Below are 18967 nucleotides of genomic sequence, written 5' to 3' on the forward strand. Positions count from 1 at the left end.
GTGACCACCCCGATCATCACGCCACCGCGCGCAGGAGCCGCGGATGTCGCCGACGCCCGCCCCCGGTTCCGGCCGTGGCGGGTGGTGGTGGGTGTCCTCCTCGCGCTCGTGGTCGTCCAGCTCCTGGTCTTCCTCATCACCAACGAGCGGTTCGAATGGCCGGTCGTGGCGCAGTACCTGTTCGCACCGTCGGTGCTCCTGGGGCTGCTCATGTCGCTGCTGCTGACCGCACTGGGGATGGTGTTCGGATCGATTCTGGGCACGGCGCTCGCCGCCGGTCAGCTGTCGGACTTCGGACCCGTGCGGTGGGCGTGCATCGCGTTCGTGGGCGTGTTCCGCGGGGTGCCCCCGCTGGTGCAGCTGATCTTCTGGTACAACCTCGCCTACCTCGTTCCCAAGCTCGCCGTCGGCGTCCCGTTCGGCCCCGAGCTGTTCTCGTGGAACACGAACGACATCATCACTCCCCTGACGGCCGCCATCATCGGCCTGTCCCTGCACGAGGCCGCCTACATGGCGGAGATCATCCGCGCCGGCATCCTCTCGGTCGACCAGGGACAGCGGGATGCGGCCAAGGCCATGGGCTTCTCGCCGTGGCGCACCTTCAGCCGCGTCATCCTGCCGCAGGCCATGCGCGTCATCATCCCGCCCACCGGCTCGCAGGTGATCGCGCTGCTGAAGGGCACGTCGCTCGTCAGCGTCATCGCGATGGGCGACCTGCTGCATTCGGTGCAGGTCATCTACAACCGCACGTACGAGGTGGTGCCGATGCTGCTGGTCGCCGTCATCTGGTACCTCGTCGTGGTGACGCTGCTGACCCTCGTGCAGCGTCGCGTGGAAGCGCGGTTCAGCCGCGGGCTGTCGCGGTCCACCCGGGTCCGTCGCACGGTTCAACGTCTGGAGGCCGCAGCATGAGCGTCGAACGCACCACGATCCCCGTCCTCGAGGTCATGGGGCTGAGGAAATCGTTCGGCGGCGGCGGCGACCGCCCGGCCCTGGACGGCGTCGACCTGCGCGTGGAGGACTCCGAGGTCGTCGCCGTGCTGGGCCCGTCCGGCTCGGGCAAGTCGACCCTCGTGCGCTGCATCGACCAGCTGGAGTCGATCGACGGGGGCGCGATGTACCTCGACGGCGAGCTGCTCGGCTACGAGGTGCACGGCAGCCACATCCGGCCGCTCCGCGACGTCGACGTGCAGCGGCAGCGGCGGCGGATGGGCATGGTCTTCCAGCAGTTCAACCTGTTCCCGCACTGGACCGTCCTGCGCAACATCACCGAGGCTCCCATCACGGTCCACGGGGTGCCCCCCGCAGAGGCGAAGCAGCGCGCGATGGACCTGCTGGAGCGGGTCGGTCTCGCTGACAAGGCCAACGCGCACCCGCGCCAGCTCTCCGGCGGTCAGCAGCAGCGCGTCGCGATCGCGCGCGCCGTCGCAGCCAACCCGCGCGTGCTGCTGTTCGACGAACCCACCAGCTCGCTCGACCCCGAGCTCGTCGACGAGGTGCTGCAGGTCATCAAAGACCTCGCGGTGTCGGGGATGACGATGGTCGTCGTCACGCACGAGATGGCGTTCGCCCGCAGCGTCGCCGATCGCTGCGTGTTCATGGCCGAGGGGAAGGTGATCGAGGACCGGCCCGCTCAGGAGTTCTTCGAGTCCCCGCGCTCGACCCGGTTGCAGACCTTCCTCACGCGCACCGCGCAGACGGAGACGCCGCCGCGATGACCACCGTGCTCGCCACCGGCGATCTCGTTCTCGAGACGCCGGATGCCACCGCTCTGCTCGCCGCCGCCGTCCCGGTCCTGGCCGGCGGGGACGTCGTGATCGGTCACCTCGAGGTGCCGCACGTACACAGCGCCCGCGTCCTCACGACCGACGTGCCCGCCCTCCCTGCACCACCCAGCGCGCTGGACGCCGTCGCCGCCGCGGGATTCGACGTGCTCACCCTCGCCGGCAACCACGTGTTCGACTTCGGGCCGGAAGGGATCGCCGAGACCCGCCGGCACTGCGCGGACCGCGGGATGCTGACCGCCGGAGCCGGCGACGACTTCGCCGAAGCCCTCGCCCCCGCGATCGTCGCCGACGGTGAGCGCAGGGTCGCCGTCCTCAGCGTCAACTGCGTCGGACCGCGGGAGACGTGGGCGACCTCGCTGAAGCCGGGTGCCGCCTACATCGAGGTGATCACCCACTACGAGACGCGCGGGGCCAACCCCGGCGGGCCGCCGCGCATCCACACCTTCGCCGATCAGCGCTCGCTGCAGCGCGTGGCAGACGCCGTCCGCGAGACCGCCGCCACGGGCGCCGTGGTCGTGGTCGCGCTGCACAAGGGACTCGTGCACGTGCCGGCCGAGATCGCCGACTACGAGCGCGAGATCTCCCACGCGATGGTGGATGCGGGCGCCCACGTCGTCCTCGGCCACCACGCCCACATCTTCAAGGGCGTGGAGATCTACCGCGACCGGCCGATCTTCCATGGCCTCGGCAATTTCGCCACCGTCACCCAGGCCCTCACCGCCAAACCTGGCGACGCCGCCGAACGGGCCGCGTGGGCACGCCAGCGCGTGCGCCTGTTCGGGTTCGTCCCCGACCCGGCGATGCCCGACTACCCGTTCCACCCCGAGAGTCGCAACACCGCCATCGCGCGCGCGGACGTCTCCGCCGACGGGGCGGTGTCGGCCTCGCTGGTGCCGTGCTGGATCGACGACGACGCCCGACCCGTGCCCACCGGGGCATCCGGGCGAGGCGAGTCGGTCGGGGAGTACATCCGGGCCATCACGGCCGAGGCCGGGTTCGACACGAGTTTCACATGGCACGACGACCGGCTTCTGGTCGCGCAGGGAGGATCAGCACGATGAGTACCAAGAGGGGCCCCCTGGAAGGGAAGACGGTCCTGGATCTGACGACGGCGCTGGCCGGTCCGTACGCGACGCTCCTGCTGGCAGGGCTGGGCGCACGCGTCATCAAGATCGAGAACCCCACGCGCGGCGGCGACTCGTCGCGCAACAACTCGCCCTACGTCACCGAGGAGGGCCTGAGCCTGCGGCGCACGTCGGCGCAGGACATGTCGGTGTCGATGATGGTGCGGGGGCGCAACAAAGAGAGCATCACCCTCAATCTGAAGCATCCGCGCAGCCGGGAGGTGTTCCTCGACCTGGCCCGTGAGGCCGACATCGTCGTGGAGAACTACAGTGCCGGGGTGACCGAGCGACTCGGCATCCACTACGCCGCCGTGCGGGAGGTGAACCCCCGGCTCGTCTACACCTCCATCAGCGGCTTCGGCGCGCAGGGCGGCGACGGCAAGGCGATGGACACGATCATCCAGGCCCTCAGCGGCGTCATGATGACGGCGGGGGAGCCCGGCGATCCGCCGGTGCGGTTCGGGCTGCCCGTCGGTGACCTCGTCGCTCCGCTGTTCGCCGTGATCGGGACGCTGTCCGCGGTGCTGCACGCCGAGAAGACCGGGGAGGGCCAGCATGTGGACGTGTCCATGCTGGGAAGCCTCACCTCCCTCGTCGCGTGCGAGCCGTTCGACGCCCTCGAATCGGTCGGCATCCCGCTGCGCACCGGTGCCGTCGTCCCGCGCCTGGCCCCGTTCGGCACCTTCCGGGCGGTGGACGGCTGGTTCGCGATCTGCGCTCCCACCGACGCCTTCGCGGCGGGGCTGCTGCGGGCCATCGGCCGTCCCGACCTCGTCGACGACCCCGACTACGCCACGCGCGATGCCCGCGTGCGCAACGCCGGTGACCTGCACGGCCGCATCCAGGAGTGGTCGGCTCGCCGTCCGGTCAGCGAGGTGCTCGCAGCGCTCGAGGCCCACGCCGTGCCGGCGGCCCCCGTGCGCGACACCGCGGAGGCCGTCCGCGATGAGCTCGTCCTGTCCCGCAAGGAGGTCGTGCCGCTGATCCACCCGCAGTTCGGATTCGTGGAGGGCCTCTACGGCAGCGGGCTGCCCGTGACCTTCTCCCGCAGCGCCACCGACCTGTCCCGCCCGGCACCCGGGCTGGGGGAGCAGACCGAAGTGGTCCTGGGCGCGATGCTCGGGTACGACGACGCCACCATCGACCAGCTGCGGTCCGAAGGCGTGCTGTGACCCCCACGATCGGGATCGTCGGCAACGACGTCCCCCGCCAGATCGTGCGAGCCGCCGGCGCCGCCCCGCAGCGTCTCACCGGAAGCTGGGCCGGCGCCGTCGACCGTGTCGCGGCCGATCACCTCGGCGCCGTCGACCGGTCTGCCGCCGTGATCCTCACCGGTCTCATGGGCGCAGCGACCGACGCGCTGGACGCCCTCGTGGTGTGCAACGACTCGCAGGCGAACCTGAGGCTGTTCTACGTGCTGCGGATGCTGCGCGGCGAGGGCATCCCGCCCGTGCACCTGCTGGACCTGCCGCGGCAGGACACTCCCGCCACCCGCCGTTTCGCTCGGGTGCAGCTCGCGGCCCTCACGGCGTTCTGCGAACGGGTCTCCGCCCGCACCGCGGATGCCGCCGCGTGGCGTGACGCCGCGGCCGAGGAGCGCGCCGTGGGCGCCGCGGTCTCGCGCCTGCAGGCGCGGCGCCGCGCCCAGCCGCCCGAGGTCGGCGGGACCACGGCGCTGACGGCCCTGCTGGCCGCCGCATCCGCGCCCCCCGCCGCCGCGGTGGAACTGCTGGATGCCGCCGCCGAGCCTCGCGCAGGCGGCCTCCGCGTGCACGTGACCGGCAGCAACCATCCCGACCCCTCGGTGTACGCCGCCCTCGAGGCATCCGGGGCGACGATCGTCTCCGACGACCACGACACCGGGGACCTCTCGTGGCTCGGAGCCGGTGTCGACGCCGCGGACGCCGACGCCGTCTACGCGGGCCTGATCGATGCGCACTTCGCGCGCACGAGCGGCTCGGCCGTCGCCACGATCGCCGAGCGTGCGGCCACGACGCGCGCGATCGCCGTCGCGGCGCAGGCCGACGTCGTGCTCGCCCTCATCCGGCGGGGAGATGAGGCGCCCCTGTGGGATCTCGCCGCGGCGGCCGATGCCCTCGCGGACACCGGGATTGCGCTGCAGCGCAGCGTGGGGATCACCGCTGAAGGACTCGACGCCGCGGTCGGCGGCGTGCTGGCAGGTCTGAGCGGCGGGGAGGAGCACCATGCCTGAGGGCAGACTCGACAGCGCGGTGGCCGCGACGGCGTACCAGCGCGAGTGGTTCCAGTCGCTGCGGCGATCCAGCGGAGCGGACGCGCCGATCGCGTTCGTGAACGCCGACGCGCCGCACGAGGTCTTCCGGGCGATGGGCATCCCCTACGTCGTCAACCAGTGGTGGGCCTCGGTCATCGCCGCCAAACGCCGCGGCCCCGACAGTCTCCGCCGGCTCACCGCGCTGGGGCTGCCCGACGACAGCCGCCAGTACGACGCGCTGGCGCTGGGAGCCCAGGATCTGCCGGCGGAGGACGCGCCGTGGGGCGGCCTGCCCACCCCCGCCTTCGCCGTCGCCGAGCGCGGCGGCGACGTCACCCACAAGATCTTCGAACTGTGGGGGCAGCGCCCGGGCACCGAGACGTTCCTGCTGTCGCGCACCGCGGCCGATCCCGCACCCGAGGGCTGGTGGGAGCGCGTCGCCGACGGGTGGGAGGAGGTCTTCGGACGTGAGCGGATCGACCTGCTCGCCGCCGAGATCCACGATCTGATCGCATGGCTCGAGGAGCGCACCGGCCGGAGCTTCGACCACTCCCGCCTGGCGGAGATCATGGCGCTGGGCAACGAGCAGGCGCAGTGGAACCGCCGCACGCGCGACCTGCTCGCCGCGGCACGGCCCGCGCCCGTCGCGGTGACCGACTCCATCCCGAGCGTGATGGTGCCGCAGTGGCACCGGGGCAGCGAATGGGCCGTGACCGCCGCCAAGCGGCTGCACGACGAGGTCGCCGCGCGGATCGAGCGGGGCGACGCGGTCTGCCGCGAGGAGCGACGCCGGCTGATGTGGATCGGGCGCGGCCTGTGGTCCGACCTGGAGATGTACCGCGCGTTCCAGGAGGAGTTCGGGGCGGTGTTCGTGTGGTCGATGTACCTCGCCATCGCCGCCGACGGGTACGCCCGCTCCGGCCCCGACCCCGTCCGGGCCCTCGCGGCACGGTTCGTCGGGATCACCGACCTGCTGTACGTGCCGCCGATGTCCTCCAGCTGGTACGTGAAGGAGGCCTTGGCCCACGGCGTGGACGGTGTCGTGCACCTCGTCGCCGACGACACCCCCGGCGCATCCTTCATCAGCGCGGCTCTCGAGGAACGCGGCATCCCGGTGCTGGAGATCCGCGCGAACAACGCCGACGCGCGCTCCACCGAGGAGGCACGCGTGGGAGAGCGCATCGCGGAGTTCCTGCGCACGCGCGTGCCCGCCCGGCCCTGACCGTGCGGGGATTCGACGCGCTGCGGCCGTTCACCAATCCGCGGTTCTCGCTGTACTTCGCCGGGCAGGTCGTCTCCAACACCGGCACGTGGTTCCAGAACCTGGCGCTGTCGCTCGTGATCCTCGATCTCACCGGCAGCGCCCAGGCGCTCAGTGCGGTCACCATCGCGCAGTTCACGCCGCTGCTCCTGCTGGCGATCCCGGCAGGACGCGTGGCCGACCGGTTCCGCCCACGCACGATCCTGCTCGTCACCTCCGCCGCGTCGGTCCTGGTCGCCACGGGACTCGCGGCCGCCGTCGTCGCCGGCACGACGGAGCTGCGGCTCATCTACGGGCTGGTCTTCGTCCTCGGCTGCGTCAACACGTTCGAACGCGTGGCAGCCCAGGCGATCATCTTCGAGATCGCCGGGCCCGAGACGCTCACACGCGCCGTCTCCCTCTCCACGATCGCCCTGGCCGCCGCGCGCTCGATCGGGCCCGGCCTCGCCGGGATCGCGTTCGCGGGCCTCGGGGCGGCGTGGTGCATGGTCATCAACGCGGCCTCCTTCGCCGTCGTGCTCGTGGCCGTCGCATGCATCCGCCCGTCGCGCCTGCACGCGCGCCCGCGGCTGGGGCGGGCGCACCGCCGGGCCCAGGGGACGCCGCTGCGCAATCGCGACTTCGTGACGATCCTCGTCGTCAACAGTGCCATCGCCCTGCTCGCGATGAACATGATGGTCGTCATCACCTCCAGCGTGACGCTGGGATTCGACGGCGACGCCACGATGGTCGGCGCCGCGCACGCCCTCAACGCGGTGGGCGCGATCATCGGCGGCATGCTGGCGGCGACCCCCGTGTCGGTGTCGGTGCGTTCGCTCGCGTGGGCGTGCGCGGTGTTCGGTCTCGCCCTGCTCGCCAACGCCGCCGCGCCCACGCTCGGGGTCTTCCTCTTCCTCGCGCCCGTCCTGGGCATCGGGATCGGGTACTACCTGGGTGTCCTGCAGGCCGCCGCGCAGGTGAGCGTGCCGCCCGCTCAGCTCGGTCGCGCGATGTCGCTGGTGACGCTGGGCAGTTACGGCATGGCGCCCCTGGGGGCGTTCCTCATGGGGACGGTCATCGACGCCACGTCGTGGCAGACCTCGATGGTCATCGGGGGTGTCGCCGCGCTCGCCTGCGCGGCGTTCGTGCGCGCGCGCACGCGATCGCGATGACCGGACCCGGTCACGACGTGCGCGGTCGCCCCCGCGTCGGGCGGGCCGGGCGGCGACGCTTCGCGACCGCCTCGGCCTCGGCTTCCTTGTCACCGAAATAGCCGCCGGCGAGCACGCCCGCAGCGCGGGCCAGCACGTCGGCGAGCGAGTCGCCGAGGGCCGTGCCCAATTCGGCGGAGAGGCGCTGCTCGCGCTCCTGCAGCTCCGCGGTGCACTCCTGGAGCTCCGCCCACCCCTTCTCCGTCAGCCGGACCAGCCGCACGCGGCGATTTGTGGGGTGGGCGACCTTCTCGATGTAGCCCGCCGCCAGAAGCTCCTCCGAGACGACGTGGGCGGCCTGAGAGCTGACGAACGTGCGGCGGGCGACCTGCGCGTTGGACAGCGGCACACCCTCACCGAGCACCTGCAGGATCAGCAGCTGGGGCTGGGTGATCCCCCGCGCCAGCGCCGTGTTCTCCGCGGCGCGGTTGAGCGCGCGCGACAGGCGGTACGCGGTGTAGTTGAGGCGGTCGATCGCGGGAGTCCCGCGGGGATCTGGCACGACGTCGTCCACGACTTCACTGTAGTTCCGGCTCACGCCATCGGGCGCTGGCACGCGCTCGCCGACGCACATCGCCCGAGGGCGAGGCGACCCCGACGCTATCGTGACGTCGCGTGACGCCGCGATTCGGTCCGACGCCCGGCGTCGTTACGCTCGCAGGGTGTCCACTCCTCCCTTCCGCGCCGACATCGTCGGCAGCTTCCTGCGCCCCGCTTCCCTCGCCGACGTCCGGCACCGCCACGGCAGAGGGGAGGCGAGCGACGCGGAGCTGCGGGCCGCTGAGGACGCCGCGATCGAGACGCTCGTACGCCGGCAGGCCGAGAACGGGCTGCAGGTCGCCACCGACGGGGAGCTGCGTCGTTCGTGGTGGCACTTCGACTTCTTCGGTCTGCTCGACGGCGTCGACATCGTCGAACTCGACCACGGCATCCAGTTCCAGGGCGTGCAGACCAAGCCGCGCGGCATCCAGATCTCCGGGCCGATCGGCTTCCCCGCCGACCACCCGTTCCTCGCGCACTTCCGCGCGCTGCAGGAGGATGCCGCCGCCACCGGCGCGACGCCGAAGTTCACCATCCCGGCACCGACGGTGCTGGATTTCCGCGTCGAACCGGGGCACATCGATCCCGCCGTCTACGACGGGCACGCCGCCATCACGGACGACCTCGTGCGCACGTATCGCGACGCCCTCGCGGCCTTCTACGACGCCGGGGCCCGCTACCTGCAGTTCGACGACACCGCGTGGGCCTACCTCTGTTCCGACGTCGAGCTGGCCAAGGCGCGCGAGCGCGGCATCGACACCGACGGCATCGCCGAGCGGTACGCGACCCTGCTGAACCGCATCCTCGACGGCAAGCCCGACGACCTGACCGTGACCACGCACGTGTGCCGCGGCAACTTCCGCTCCACGTGGATCTCCTCCGGCGGTTACGAGCCGGTCGCCGAGCAGCTCCTGGGCAACACCGCGTACGACGGGTATTTCCTCGAGTACGACAGCGACCGCGCGGGGGGCTTCGAGCCGCTCCGCTTCCTGCCCGAGGGCGACAAGACCGTCGTACTCGGCCTGGTCACGACCAAGACCGGCGCCCTCGAGGACGCGGACGACGTGCGCCGCCGCATCCACGAGGCCGCCCAGTACGCGCCGCTGGACCAGCTCGCGCTGAGCCCGCAGTGCGGCTTCGCATCCACCGAGGAGGGCAACACCCTCACCGAGGACGAGCAGTGGGCGAAGGTGCGGCTCGTCCTCGACGTGGCCGGCAGCGTCTGGGGCTGAGGCCCCCCGCGGCTCAGAGCTCGCCGGCGAGCGCCTTGCGGTCCAGCTCCTCCTGGCCTTCCACGTACGGGGTGCCGTGCGTGTGGAAGGTCGGGATCGTCTTCATGCCCCACGCCTGACCCTTCGCGCGCTCGGCCTGCGTCCACTCCACGACGGGCCAGTCGGGATCCAGGATCAGGCGCGCACCCGCGTTGGCCAGTTCGATGCGGTTGCCGCCGGGCTCCCACACGTACAGGAAGAACGTCTGGTTGATGGCGTGCTTGTACGGGCCGTACTCGATGTGCACGCCGTTCTCGAGGAAGATGTCGGCGGCCTTGAGGATGTCCTCGCGCGTGTCGGGGGCGAGGGCGAAGTGGTGGAAGCGTCCGCGCTGCTTGGTCCAGTCGTCGGAGTAGACCACGTCGTAGGACTTCTGGTTGAAGCGGAACCACCACGCGCCGAAGCGGCCGTCGTCCAGTCGCACGCGCTCGGATTCGCGCGCGCACATGACGTCGCGCCAGAACTCCCCGGCCGCGTTCACGTCGGCGGCGAGGTAGTTGATGTGGTCCATGCGCCGCACGTTCACGCCGCGACCCGGGAACGCCGAGGCCTGGTTCTTCAGCGCCGGGCGGTCCTCGTCGTCGGCGACGTACAGCTCGGTGTCGTAGTAGATGCCCATGAGGTGCCCATCCGGGTCCTCGAACTCGTACGAGCGCCCGACGCCCACTTCCGGGTCGCGCCAGCCGTGGCCGAGTCCGGACTTCTCGATCGCCGCGACACGGCGCTCCAGCGCCTCCAGACCCGACGCGCGGTACAGCGTGCGTCCCACCCCGTTGGTGTCGGAGGCGGTGAGCTTGAGCGTGTACAGCTGGTACTCGTCCCAGCAGCGCAAATAGGCGGAGTCGCCGATGCGGGCGACCTCGCGCATCGCGAGCAGGTCGCGGAAGAAGTGCAGGCTCTCCTCGAACTTCGGGGTGAACAGTTCGACTCCGCCGAGGTGGGCGATGTCGAAATTCTCGCTGGTGGCCATGAAGGTGTCCTCTCTGACAGACGTTTCAGGGGCGCGGCCGGGGAAAGACCGTGCCATCGAAGATCTTGCGGGCGGTGCGCGTGGAGACCGACGACGCGCGCCAGCGGCCCTCGTCATCCTGCGACACCGTGACGGTGGCGGGGAAGGTCCCCGTGGGGTGTTCGATATCGGTGACCTCGCCGGTGAGCTCGGCGAAGTCGGCACCCACGGCGCCGGGCAGGCGGATGCCGGCGGCCACCGACGCGGCCATCAGCACGCCGATCGAGGTGTGCACGCGGGCGGGGATGAAGGCGCGCGTCGCGACGGCGCCGCCGTGCGAGGGCGGGGAGAGCAGGATCATCTTCGGCACCGTCTGGGCCGTCACATCGCCCAGCCCCATGCGCCGGCCGGCTTCGACACGGAGGCCTTCGAGGGCGGCGTGGAGGTCGGCGCGCGCTTCCAGTTCTTCCGGCGTCTCATCGCCGGTGACGCCGAACTCCTCGGCCCGCAGCAGCACGACGGGCATCCCGTTGTCGATGAGGGTCGCCGGGTGACCGTCGATCTCCTCGCTCACGTGGCCCGTGGGCAGGAGCGCCTTGTCGCCCCCGATCACCTCGAGCGAGATGCCGCCCGCCGTGCCGGGGACGCCGTCGATCGCGACGTCGCCGTCGTAGTCGGGCTCGCCGTGGGGCGTCGCGAAGGAGGCTGTCGCGACATCGCCGGTGTTGAGGAGGCGGATGCGGACCGTCGTGTGGGGGCCGGAGGCGGCGACGAGCCCGCGCTCGAGGGCGAACGGGCCCACCGCGGCGAGCAGGTTGCCGCAGGTCTGGGCGTCGGCGACGACCGGCTCGTCCACCGCGACCTGCAGGAACAGGTAGTCGACGTCGATGTCCGGATGCGTCGACCGCGAGACGATCGCGACCTTGGAGGTGAGGGGGTGGGCGCCGCCCAGTCCGTCGATCTGGGTGGCGTCGGGGCTGCCCATGACGCGCAGCATCAGGTCGTCGCGCTCGGCGGGATCGGCCGGCACGTCCTCGGCCAGGAAGAACGCGCCCTTGGAGGTTCCGCCGCGCATGAGCATGCAGCGCACGCCGGCGCGGAACGCGTCAGCGGCCGCCATCGTCGTACTCCGCCTGACTGAGGTAGGTCACGCCCAGCTCCGCCAACAGGGGACGCAGTCCCTTGCGGTCCAGGCTCAGCTCCCGACCGCTGCCGTACGCCTCCCGGTCGGCGGACTCCTTCGCCACGCGTGCGTCGGCCGCGGCGAGGGCGGCCGCCGCGGAGGCGCGCGGCACCACGACGACCCCGTCGTCATCGGCGATCACGACGTCGCCGGGATGGACGACGGCTCCGTCGAGGACGACGGGGACGTTGACCGATCCGGGCGTCGCCTTGACCGTGCCCTGCGCGTGGACCGCGCGCGACCAGACGGGAAAGCCCATGTCGCGGAGGTCGGCGATGTCGCGCACCCCTCCCGTGGTGACCAGGCCCCGCACGCCGCGCGCCGTCAGCGCCGTCGCGAAGAGGTCGCCGAAGGCGCCGTCGGTGGAGGGGGAGGTCGTGGCGACCACGAGGATGTCGCCGGCCTGGCACTGTTCGATGGCCGCGTGGATCATGAGGTTGTCGCCGGGAGCCTGCAGGACCGTCACGGCCGTGCCCGCCGTGCGGGCGCCGTCCTGGATGGGCCGGATGCCCGGCCCGACGAGGCCGGTCCGGCCCATCGCCTCGTGCACCGTCGCGACGCCGTGCCCCGCGAGGGCATCCACCGTCGCCGCGTCGGCGCGGGCGATGTCGGTGACGATGACGGGCCGGTTCACGCAAGCGTCCCGGTGACCTGCGGGAAGTAGCGCATGTACGCCTCGCCCATCGTCTCGTGTGCGAGACCGAGGTTGGGGCCGGCGTTGCGCTTGAGCTGCACGCCCCGGCGCACCGCGAGGTCGGTGTAGTACGTCCACATGTGCTTCTGTGCTGGCAGGCATTCCATGGCCGCGCGTTTGCGCGCGAAGGCGTCGGTGATATCCAGCAGCACGTCGGGGCGGAAATCGCACTGCTCGGGCTGGTGGGGCTCGAAGAAGAACACCGGCGGCGCGCCGATGATGTCGTCCTTCGTGGGGAACGAGCCGTCCGAGTTCGCCACGCCGATGGCCTGCGCCAGCACGCGCGCCTCCAGCGCCATGCGTGCGGCGGCGGGGTGGTCGCCGTTGTACGGATCGGTGAGGGTGTGCGTGAGCACGACGGTGGGCTGCACGCGGCGGTAGACGTCGACGAGCCGTGCGATGGCCTCGGGGCTCTCGCGCAGGGGGTAGTCGCCCAGGTCGAGAAATTCGATGTCGGCGCCCAGGGCGGATGCCGCGGCCTCGGCCTCTGCGCGGCGGATCTGCTTGATCTCCTCGAGCGACTTGCCCTGCAGCCACTGACTGGCGGACTCGCCGCGCTCGCCGTAGCTCAGGCACACGACCGTCGCCCGCTCGCCCCGCTGCGTGGCGGCGGCGATCGCGCCGGCTGCACGCCAGACGAAGTCGCCTGCGTGAGCGCTGATCACCAGAAGCGCGTCCTCTGCCATGTCCACTCCCGTCGCGGATCGTCATCGGTGCACGCCGCGGTGCGTGCCCGGTCGATCCGGTGACAGCGAACCACACTCCTGTCTCCGGAGCAAGATTCTGTTGACAATCTTGGTTACGAAAACCACTATGGGCAGAGGGAACCGGTGCGCCGGACCCCACACGACGGACGACGAGGTCGAGGGAGCCGACATGGCGGACAACCTGCAGCAGCTGATGGACGAGCGAGGGAGCATCGTCCAGATGCTCCGTGACTCCAAACTCGGCACCTACATCTACCCGGTGGTGCCGGCGGAGTTCACGAACTGGCGCCGGGAGCAGAAGGCATGGCGGCACACCGCCGTGCTCTACGACCAGACCCACCACATGGTCAACTTCTTCATCTCCGGCCCCGACGCCCTGAAGCTGCTGAGCGACACCGGCATCAACAGCTTCGCGAACTTCCCCGTCGGCACCGCGAAGCAGTTCGTGCCCACCGCATCCAACGGCGGCGTCATCGGCGACGGCATCCTGTTCCACGAGACGCAGGGCGAGTACGTGTACGTCGGCCGCGCGCCGGCGGCGAACTGGCTGCAGTTCCACGCCGAGACCGGCGGGTACGACGTGCAGTTCCGCTATGACGACCGCTCGCCGTCGCGCCCGTACGGCAAGGCCGTGCACCGCGAGTACTACCGCTTCCAGATCCAGGGTCCGAACGCGTGGGCCATCATCGAGAAGCTCAACGGCGGGACACTGGAGAAGGTGAAGTTCTTCCACATGGGTCACCTCACCATCGCCGGCGAGCAGGTCAGCACGCTTCGCCACGGGATGGCCGGAGCTCCCGGTCTGGAGCTGTGGGGCCCGTACGAGCAGCACGAGAAGATCCGCGACGCGATCCTCTCCGCCGGTGCCGAGTTCGGGATCGAGCCGTGCGGTTCGCGCGCCTATTCTTCCAACACGCTGGAGTCGGGCTGGATCCCCTCACCGCTGCCCGCCGTCTACAGCGGGGGCGACATCGAGCGCCGCTACCGCGAGTGGCTTCCGGGCAACAGCTACGAGGCGATCAACGCGCTGGCGGGGTCGTTCGTGTCGGCCGACATCGACGACTACTACCTGAACCCGTGGGAGCTGGGCTACGGATCGTTCGTGAAGTTCGACCACGACTTCATCGGCCGCGACGCCCTCGAGAAGATCGACCCGTCGGCCCAGCGGCGCAAGGTCACGCTCGCCTGGAACGACGAAGACCTCACCAAGGTGCTCGCGAGCGTCCTGGACCGCGAGGGGCCGGGCTACCAGTTCTTCGACCTGCCCAACGCCAACTACGGCTCGTCCAACTACGACGCCGTCATCGACGCGGACGGCAACACGGTCGGCCTGTCGCTGTTCACCGGCGTCACGGCGAACGAGAAGCGCGGACTGTCGCTGGCGACGGTGGATGCGGACGTCCCCGTGGGCGCGGAAGTGCGCGTGGTGTGGGGTGAGCCTGACGGCGGCTCCGGCAAGACCACGGTCGAGCCGCACGAGCAGATCGCCATCCGCGCGATCGTGAGCCCCGTGCCGTACGCCGAGACGGCCCGCACCGAGTACCAGGGCGGATGGCGCACCGCCAACGCCAAGTAGGACGACGCGCGCCGGCGGACGAGGACGAACTCCCGCCGGCGCGTGTCATCGGTGCTCGTCGCGCATGGCGTGACGGGCCCGGCGCAGGTAATCGGCGAACAGTTCGCGCTCGTCCTCATCCAGGCCGTTCAGCAGCGTCTGCTCCAGTTCGACGACGCGCGGTTCCAGGCGGTCGATCGCGCGCACGCCGGCGTCGGTGAGGAACAGCCGGATGCGGCGGCGATGCCCCGGGTCGGGTTCCCGGCGGATCAGTCCCTCCTCGATCAGCGGCTCGAGCGTTCCGGCCATGGTCTGCGCCCGCACGAAGGAGCGGCGCGCCAGATCCGAGCTCGTGGTCCCCGGACGCCGGCGCAGCACCGTGAGGGCGGTGAACTGCGCGGCGGTCATCCCCGCCTCCGCGCACGCCGCTTCCAGGCGAGGGCGGAGCGCGAGCTCGAGCTGCTTGATCACGTAGACGAATCCGCCTGCCTCGGTCATGCGGATCCTTTCCGTTCCTTCCCGACGCACGCGAGACTAGCGCAGGCGTTCAAGTTTCAGTTAGCCTGATACTGATGCGGTGATGCATCGGGCGAGGGAGCCAGGATGAGTGCGAACGCGGTGCGGGTGCCGATCGAAGAGTTGCCGACCCTGACGGGGGCGACGTTCGGGCCGAGCGAGTGGATGACGGTGCCGCAGGAGAGCGTCGACCAGTACGCCGCGGTGACGGGCGATCGCAACCCGATCCACCTGGACGCCGACTTCGCGGCGGCCACGCCGTTCGGCACGCGCATCGCCCACGGCCTGCTCACGCTCGGGCTGGTCGTGCCGATGATGGCCGAGGTCTTCGAGGTCACCGGCGCGAGCATGGGCGTCAACTACGGCATGAACAAGGTGCGCTTCCCCGCGCCGGTGCCTGTGGGCTCGCGCATCCGGGTGCGCGGCGAGGTGGCGACCGTCGCCGAGGTGGCGGGCGGATGGCAGATCGAGACGCCGGTCACCTTCGAGATCGAAGGCGGGACGAAACCGGCGTGCGTGGCCGAGCTGGTCCTGAGGTACTACGCATGAGCGGCGCGATCCGATTGGACGACCGGGTCGCGGTCGTGACCGGCGCCGGGCGCAGCCTCGGCCGCGCGTACGCACGGGCGCTCGCCGCCGCCGGCGCGGCCGTGGTCGTCAACGACCTCGACGCCGACGCCGCCGAGAGCACCGTGTCCGCGATCGCCGACGCGGGTGGACGGGCGATCGCTGTGCCGGGCGCGGTCGGGCCCGCCGCCACCGCCGATGCCCTCGTGGACGCGGCGGTGCAGTCGTTCGGACGCCTGGACGTCATGGTCGCCAACGCCGGCGTGCTGCGCGACCGCGTGCTGTGGAAGATGTCCGACGACGACTTCGACCTCGTGATCGACACGCATCTGCGCGGCTCGTTCACGTGCGGGCGCGCGGCGGCCGTGCGGATGCGGGAGCAGGGCGAGGGCGGACGGATCGTGCTCATCGGCTCGCCGGCCGGCCAGTTCGGCAGCTTCGGCCAGACCAACTACGCCGCGGCCAAGGCGGGGCTGGTAGCGATGGCGCGGACGTGGTCGCTCGAGCTGGCACGTGCGGGCATCGCCGTCAACGCGGTCATCCCCACCGCCCTCTCACCCATGACAGCCACGATGCCCGCCTACACCCAGGTGTACGACGACTTCCTGGCGACCGGCCGCATCCCCGCCGAGTACCGGCGCGAGCACGCGCTGGGAACGCCCGAGGACGTGGCATCCCTCATCGTCTGGCTGGCATCCGAGGCGTCGGCCTCGGTCACCGGGCAGGCGATCGGGATCGGCGGCGACCGGCTGACGCTGTACGCCCACCCCGCCGTGCTGCGGACAGCGGACCGCGACGGCGGGTGGAGCGCCGAGGAGATCGACGCGGCGTGGCGGGGAGAGCTCTCGAGCCTCGCCCAGAGCTCCGGGCCGCAGGCCGGCTGATGCGCGCACCGTACTCCGACCTGTGGCAGGGCGTGGCCCGCGCCGTTCCCGAGCGCATCGCCATGGTCACCGCCGCCGGGGAGGAGTGGACCTACGCGCGCGTGACGGCGGAGGCGGCAGCATTCGCCGCGACGCTGCGAAGGCATGGGGTGGGTCCGGGGGAGCGCGTGGCGATCCTGCTGTACAACCGTCCCGAGTTCCTGGTCGTGTTCTTCGCGTGCCTGGCGATCGGCGCGACACCGACACCGATGAACTTCCGCTTCCGCGCCGGCGAACTGCGCGAACTGCTGGATGATTCCGATGCGGCCGCGCTCGTCTTTCCCGCGAGCGCCGCCGACACCGTCGCCGCCGCCCTGGCGGGGGCTGCCCGCCCGCCGCTGGCCGTGCACATCGCGGATGCCGATGACGCGGACGAGGTGCCGGGCATCCCGTGGCAGGAGGCCGTGGCCGCGCCGGGGGAGCTGCCACCCTCTGCGCCCGACGACGGGGAGCTGTGGATCTACACCGGCGGCACGACGGGGCGCCCGAAGGCCGTCCGCTGGAACGTCGGCGATATGTTCGCCGCGCAGCTGACCCCCACCTACGCCATGGCCGGTCTGCCGTTCCCGACCACGCTGGAAGAGGCGGTCGCGATCGCCGTCGACGCGGCCACCCCGCGCGTGGCGACCCTGCCGCTCGTGCCGCTCATGCACGGCACCGCGCTGACGACGTCGATGAACACCTTCTCGCTCGGCGGCACGGTGCTGATCACGTCTTCGGCCGCATTCGACCCCGACGCGGCGCTCGATCTGGCCGCCACGCATGGTGCCAACCGGCTGATCGTCGCCGGCGACGCCATCGTGCTGCCCCTCGTCGCGGCGGCCCAGCGCCGTGGCATCCGTCTTCCCGCCCTCCAGGTCGTGCAGAGTTCGGGCATGCGCTTCAGCGCGGAGGCCAAACGGGGGCTCCACGCGATCGCCCCGGTCACGATCTTCGACATGCTCGCATCGACGGAGGGCGGATTGTTCGCGGTCACCACGACGACCGGTGCGCACGACCTGCCGGGCCGGCCCCGCCTCGTGCCGACCGCGACGGTGCGGGGTGCGGAAGGACGGGACGTCCAGGACAGCCCGGGTGCGGTCGGGGTCCTCGCCCAGCGGGGCGCACTGCCGCTGGGATACCACGGCGACGAGGAGAAGACCCGGGCGGCCTTCCCGCTCATCGACGGGGTGCGCCACGTCATCCCCGGCGACTGGGTGCGGGTGCTCGACGACCGCCACATCGAACTGCTCGGCCGGGGCAGCGGGGTCATCAACACCGGTGGCGAGAAGGTGTATCCGCAGGAGGTGGAGGAAGCAATCATGGCGCACCCCGGGGTCGGGGACGCCGCCGTCGTCGGCGTGCCGGACGACAGGTTCGGCGAGATCGTCACCGCCGTCGTGGTCCGCCGCGACCCGCTGGTGACGGCGGAGGATCTCGTCGACCATGTGGGCGCGATGCTGGCCGGATACAAGAAGCCGCGGCACATCCTGTTCCTGGGCGCCCTCGATCGCACCCCCACGGGCAAGGTCGGCCTGGAGCGGCTCCGCGAGCAGGTCATCGCCGACCGCGCCCGCGCGGACGCCGACGCACCGGCACCCGGCGCGCTGCGCAGCTGAACCGGGTGCGCAGCTGAACCGGGTGCGCAGCTGAACCCGGTGCGCAGCTCAGGTGAGGCCGGTCAGCTGCTGCGCTCGGCGAGGATCCGCTGATACCACGCGAGAGTCGCGCGCGTGAGGTCGGAATGACGGCCGCCGGACTCCAGGGCGGCCAGGGCGTCGCGCACCTCCTGCTCGCGCCGCTCGATATGGCGGTGGGTGCCGCTCACCAGGTGATCGACTTTCGCCGCGCCGCCGGCTCCGAACTCCCGCGCCATCTGCTCGCGCAGCCACGCCTCGGCACCCGTGCCGCGTGCGGCCTCGAGGCTCTCGATCACGAGCGCAGCCAGCCCCTTCATGAACACGCTGCGCAGGAGCTTGCGCTCCGCCGCATCCCCCGCCGGGCCGGCGAGCAGCTCCACCGGAACCCCGAGCGGCGTGAGGGCGGCGGCGAACCGCGCGGCACCGTCGCCGCTGGCCAGCAGAGCCGTCCGCTCGGCGGCGCGGGGGACGGGAGCGAGAACGGCCACGTCGGCCACCGCGATGCGGTGAGTGGTGCCGAGGCCGGCGACGCGCTCCTTCACCTCGCGCGCCGCGGTGTTCAAATCGGCGTAGACCGCGCCCGGCTGCAGCAGCGGCAGGACCTGCTCGGCGGCGGCCAGTGCCGTGCGCGCCCACACCAGGCTCAGCACGACATCCGCGCCGTCGACGGCGTCGGCGGGGTCGTCGCACTGCTCGATATCGGCGGTCGCCTGCACGAACGGGTCGTAACCCCGCACCCGCGCACCGGCGGACTGCAGGCCCCGCGCGTACAGGGAGCCCGCCTCGCCGAGGCCGATGACCGCGATCCTCGTCATGGTGCCTCACCTTAACCACGAGCGCGGATTCAC

19 protein-coding genes are annotated in these 18967 nt (G+C 71.4%); 12 read left to right on the forward strand and 7 right to left on the reverse strand.

Going from position 1 to position 18967, the window contains the following annotated elements; translation table 11 throughout:
- From E4V99_RS07315 to E4V99_RS07345, 7 genes are read left to right on the forward strand one after another with little or no spacing between them, the layout of a single operon-like run.
- Positions 1–912 (forward strand): amino acid ABC transporter permease, encoded by a 912-nt coding sequence (locus E4V99_RS07315; RefSeq protein ID WP_135070161.1) that lies wholly within the window; start codon positions 1–3, stop codon positions 910–912.
- Positions 909–1718, forward strand: coding sequence for an amino acid ABC transporter ATP-binding protein (locus tag E4V99_RS07320; protein ID WP_135070158.1), 810 nt, complete (start codon positions 909–911; stop codon positions 1716–1718). Before E4V99_RS07315 ends, E4V99_RS07320 begins: the two co-directional genes overlap by 4 nt.
- A complete protein-coding gene (locus E4V99_RS07325; protein ID WP_135116808.1) occupies positions 1715–2848 on the forward strand; it encodes a CapA family protein in 1134 nt (377 codons plus the stop codon). Before E4V99_RS07320 ends, E4V99_RS07325 begins: the two co-directional genes overlap by 4 nt.
- Positions 2845–4083, forward strand: a complete 1239-nt coding sequence (locus E4V99_RS07330) for a CoA transferase (RefSeq protein WP_135070152.1) — start codon at positions 2845–2847, stop codon at positions 4081–4083. Before E4V99_RS07325 ends, E4V99_RS07330 begins: the two co-directional genes overlap by 4 nt.
- Positions 4080–5123 (forward strand): 2-hydroxyacyl-CoA dehydratase family protein, encoded by a 1044-nt coding sequence (locus E4V99_RS07335; protein ID WP_135116809.1) that lies wholly within the window; start codon positions 4080–4082, stop codon positions 5121–5123. Before E4V99_RS07330 ends, E4V99_RS07335 begins: the two co-directional genes overlap by 4 nt.
- The gene (locus tag E4V99_RS07340) at positions 5116–6366 is read left to right on the forward strand and encodes a 2-hydroxyacyl-CoA dehydratase family protein (RefSeq protein WP_135116810.1); all 1251 of its coding nucleotides are present in this window, start codon (positions 5116–5118) and stop codon (positions 6364–6366) included. The genes E4V99_RS07335 and E4V99_RS07340 overlap by 8 nt, the downstream gene beginning before the upstream one ends.
- A gap of 2 nt (positions 6367–6368) precedes the next feature.
- Positions 6369–7556 (forward strand): MFS transporter, encoded by a 1188-nt coding sequence (locus E4V99_RS07345; protein WP_245233134.1) that lies wholly within the window; start codon positions 6369–6371, stop codon positions 7554–7556.
- A 10-nt stretch (positions 7557–7566) separates the two neighbouring features.
- On the opposite strand, the gene E4V99_RS07350 is transcribed toward E4V99_RS07345, so the two are convergent.
- Positions 7567–8109: a MarR family transcriptional regulator gene (locus E4V99_RS07350; RefSeq protein WP_167758093.1), complete on the reverse strand. Its 543-nt coding sequence runs from the start codon at positions 8107–8109 to the stop codon at positions 7567–7569.
- Positions 8110–8257: 148 nt separating this feature from the next.
- Here E4V99_RS07350 and E4V99_RS07355 point away from each other — a divergent pair, with 148 nt between their 5' ends.
- Positions 8258–9367, forward strand: a complete 1110-nt coding sequence (locus E4V99_RS07355) for a 5-methyltetrahydropteroyltriglutamate--homocysteine S-methyltransferase (protein WP_135116812.1) — start codon at positions 8258–8260, stop codon at positions 9365–9367.
- A gap of 13 nt (positions 9368–9380) precedes the next feature.
- Here E4V99_RS07355 and E4V99_RS07360 read toward each other — a convergent pair whose 3' ends face one another.
- Genes E4V99_RS07360 through E4V99_RS18555 form a run of 4 tightly spaced genes read right to left on the reverse strand, consistent with a single transcriptional unit; the run spans position 9381 to position 12918 of the window.
- Positions 9381–10376, reverse strand: a complete 996-nt coding sequence (locus E4V99_RS07360) for a VOC family protein (RefSeq protein ID WP_135070116.1) — start codon at positions 10374–10376, stop codon at positions 9381–9383.
- 25 nt (positions 10377–10401) lie between these two features.
- Positions 10402–11475 (reverse strand): 4-oxalomesaconate tautomerase, encoded by a 1074-nt coding sequence (locus tag E4V99_RS07365; protein ID WP_135070113.1) that lies wholly within the window; start codon positions 11473–11475, stop codon positions 10402–10404.
- On the reverse strand, positions 11462–12172 hold the full coding sequence (locus E4V99_RS07370) for a 4-carboxy-4-hydroxy-2-oxoadipate aldolase/oxaloacetate decarboxylase (protein ID WP_209305597.1): 711 nt from the start codon (positions 12170–12172) through the stop codon (positions 11462–11464). The genes E4V99_RS07365 and E4V99_RS07370 overlap by 14 nt, the downstream gene beginning before the upstream one ends.
- Positions 12169–12918, reverse strand: coding sequence for a PIG-L deacetylase family protein (locus tag E4V99_RS18555; protein WP_135116814.1), 750 nt, complete (start codon positions 12916–12918; stop codon positions 12169–12171). The genes E4V99_RS07370 and E4V99_RS18555 overlap by 4 nt, the downstream gene beginning before the upstream one ends.
- A gap of 190 nt (positions 12919–13108) precedes the next feature.
- Here E4V99_RS18555 and E4V99_RS07380 point away from each other — a divergent pair, with 190 nt between their 5' ends.
- A complete protein-coding gene (locus E4V99_RS07380; RefSeq protein WP_135116815.1) occupies positions 13109–14515 on the forward strand; it encodes an aminomethyltransferase family protein in 1407 nt (468 codons plus the stop codon).
- Between the two features lie 45 nt (positions 14516–14560).
- Here E4V99_RS07380 and E4V99_RS07385 read toward each other — a convergent pair whose 3' ends face one another.
- A complete protein-coding gene (locus tag E4V99_RS07385) occupies positions 14561–14992 on the reverse strand; it encodes a MarR family transcriptional regulator (protein WP_135070107.1) in 432 nt (143 codons plus the stop codon).
- Positions 14993–15097: 105 nt separating this feature from the next.
- Here E4V99_RS07385 and E4V99_RS07390 point away from each other — a divergent pair, with 105 nt between their 5' ends.
- From E4V99_RS07390 to E4V99_RS07400, 3 genes are read left to right on the forward strand one after another with little or no spacing between them, the layout of a single operon-like run.
- Positions 15098–15559, forward strand: coding sequence for a MaoC family dehydratase (locus E4V99_RS07390; RefSeq protein ID WP_135070104.1), 462 nt, complete (start codon positions 15098–15100; stop codon positions 15557–15559).
- On the forward strand, positions 15556–16461 hold the full coding sequence (locus E4V99_RS07395) for an SDR family oxidoreductase (protein WP_135116816.1): 906 nt from the start codon (positions 15556–15558) through the stop codon (positions 16459–16461). Before E4V99_RS07390 ends, E4V99_RS07395 begins: the two co-directional genes overlap by 4 nt.
- A complete protein-coding gene (locus E4V99_RS07400; RefSeq protein ID WP_135116817.1) occupies positions 16461–18098 on the forward strand; it encodes an AMP-binding protein in 1638 nt (545 codons plus the stop codon). The genes E4V99_RS07395 and E4V99_RS07400 overlap by 1 nt, the downstream gene beginning before the upstream one ends.
- A 62-nt stretch (positions 18099–18160) precedes the next feature.
- Here E4V99_RS07400 and E4V99_RS07405 read toward each other — a convergent pair whose 3' ends face one another.
- Positions 18161–18934 carry an NAD(P)-dependent oxidoreductase gene (locus E4V99_RS07405; RefSeq protein ID WP_135070095.1) on the reverse strand — a complete coding sequence of 258 codons (774 nt, stop codon included), beginning with the start codon at positions 18932–18934 and terminating at the stop codon, positions 18161–18163.
- Between the last annotated feature and the right edge of the window lie 33 nt (positions 18935–18967).

This window comes from Microbacterium sp. dk485 (assembly GCF_004570445.1).
Classification (GTDB): Bacteria; Actinomycetota; Actinomycetes; order Actinomycetales; family Microbacteriaceae; genus Microbacterium; species Microbacterium wangchenii.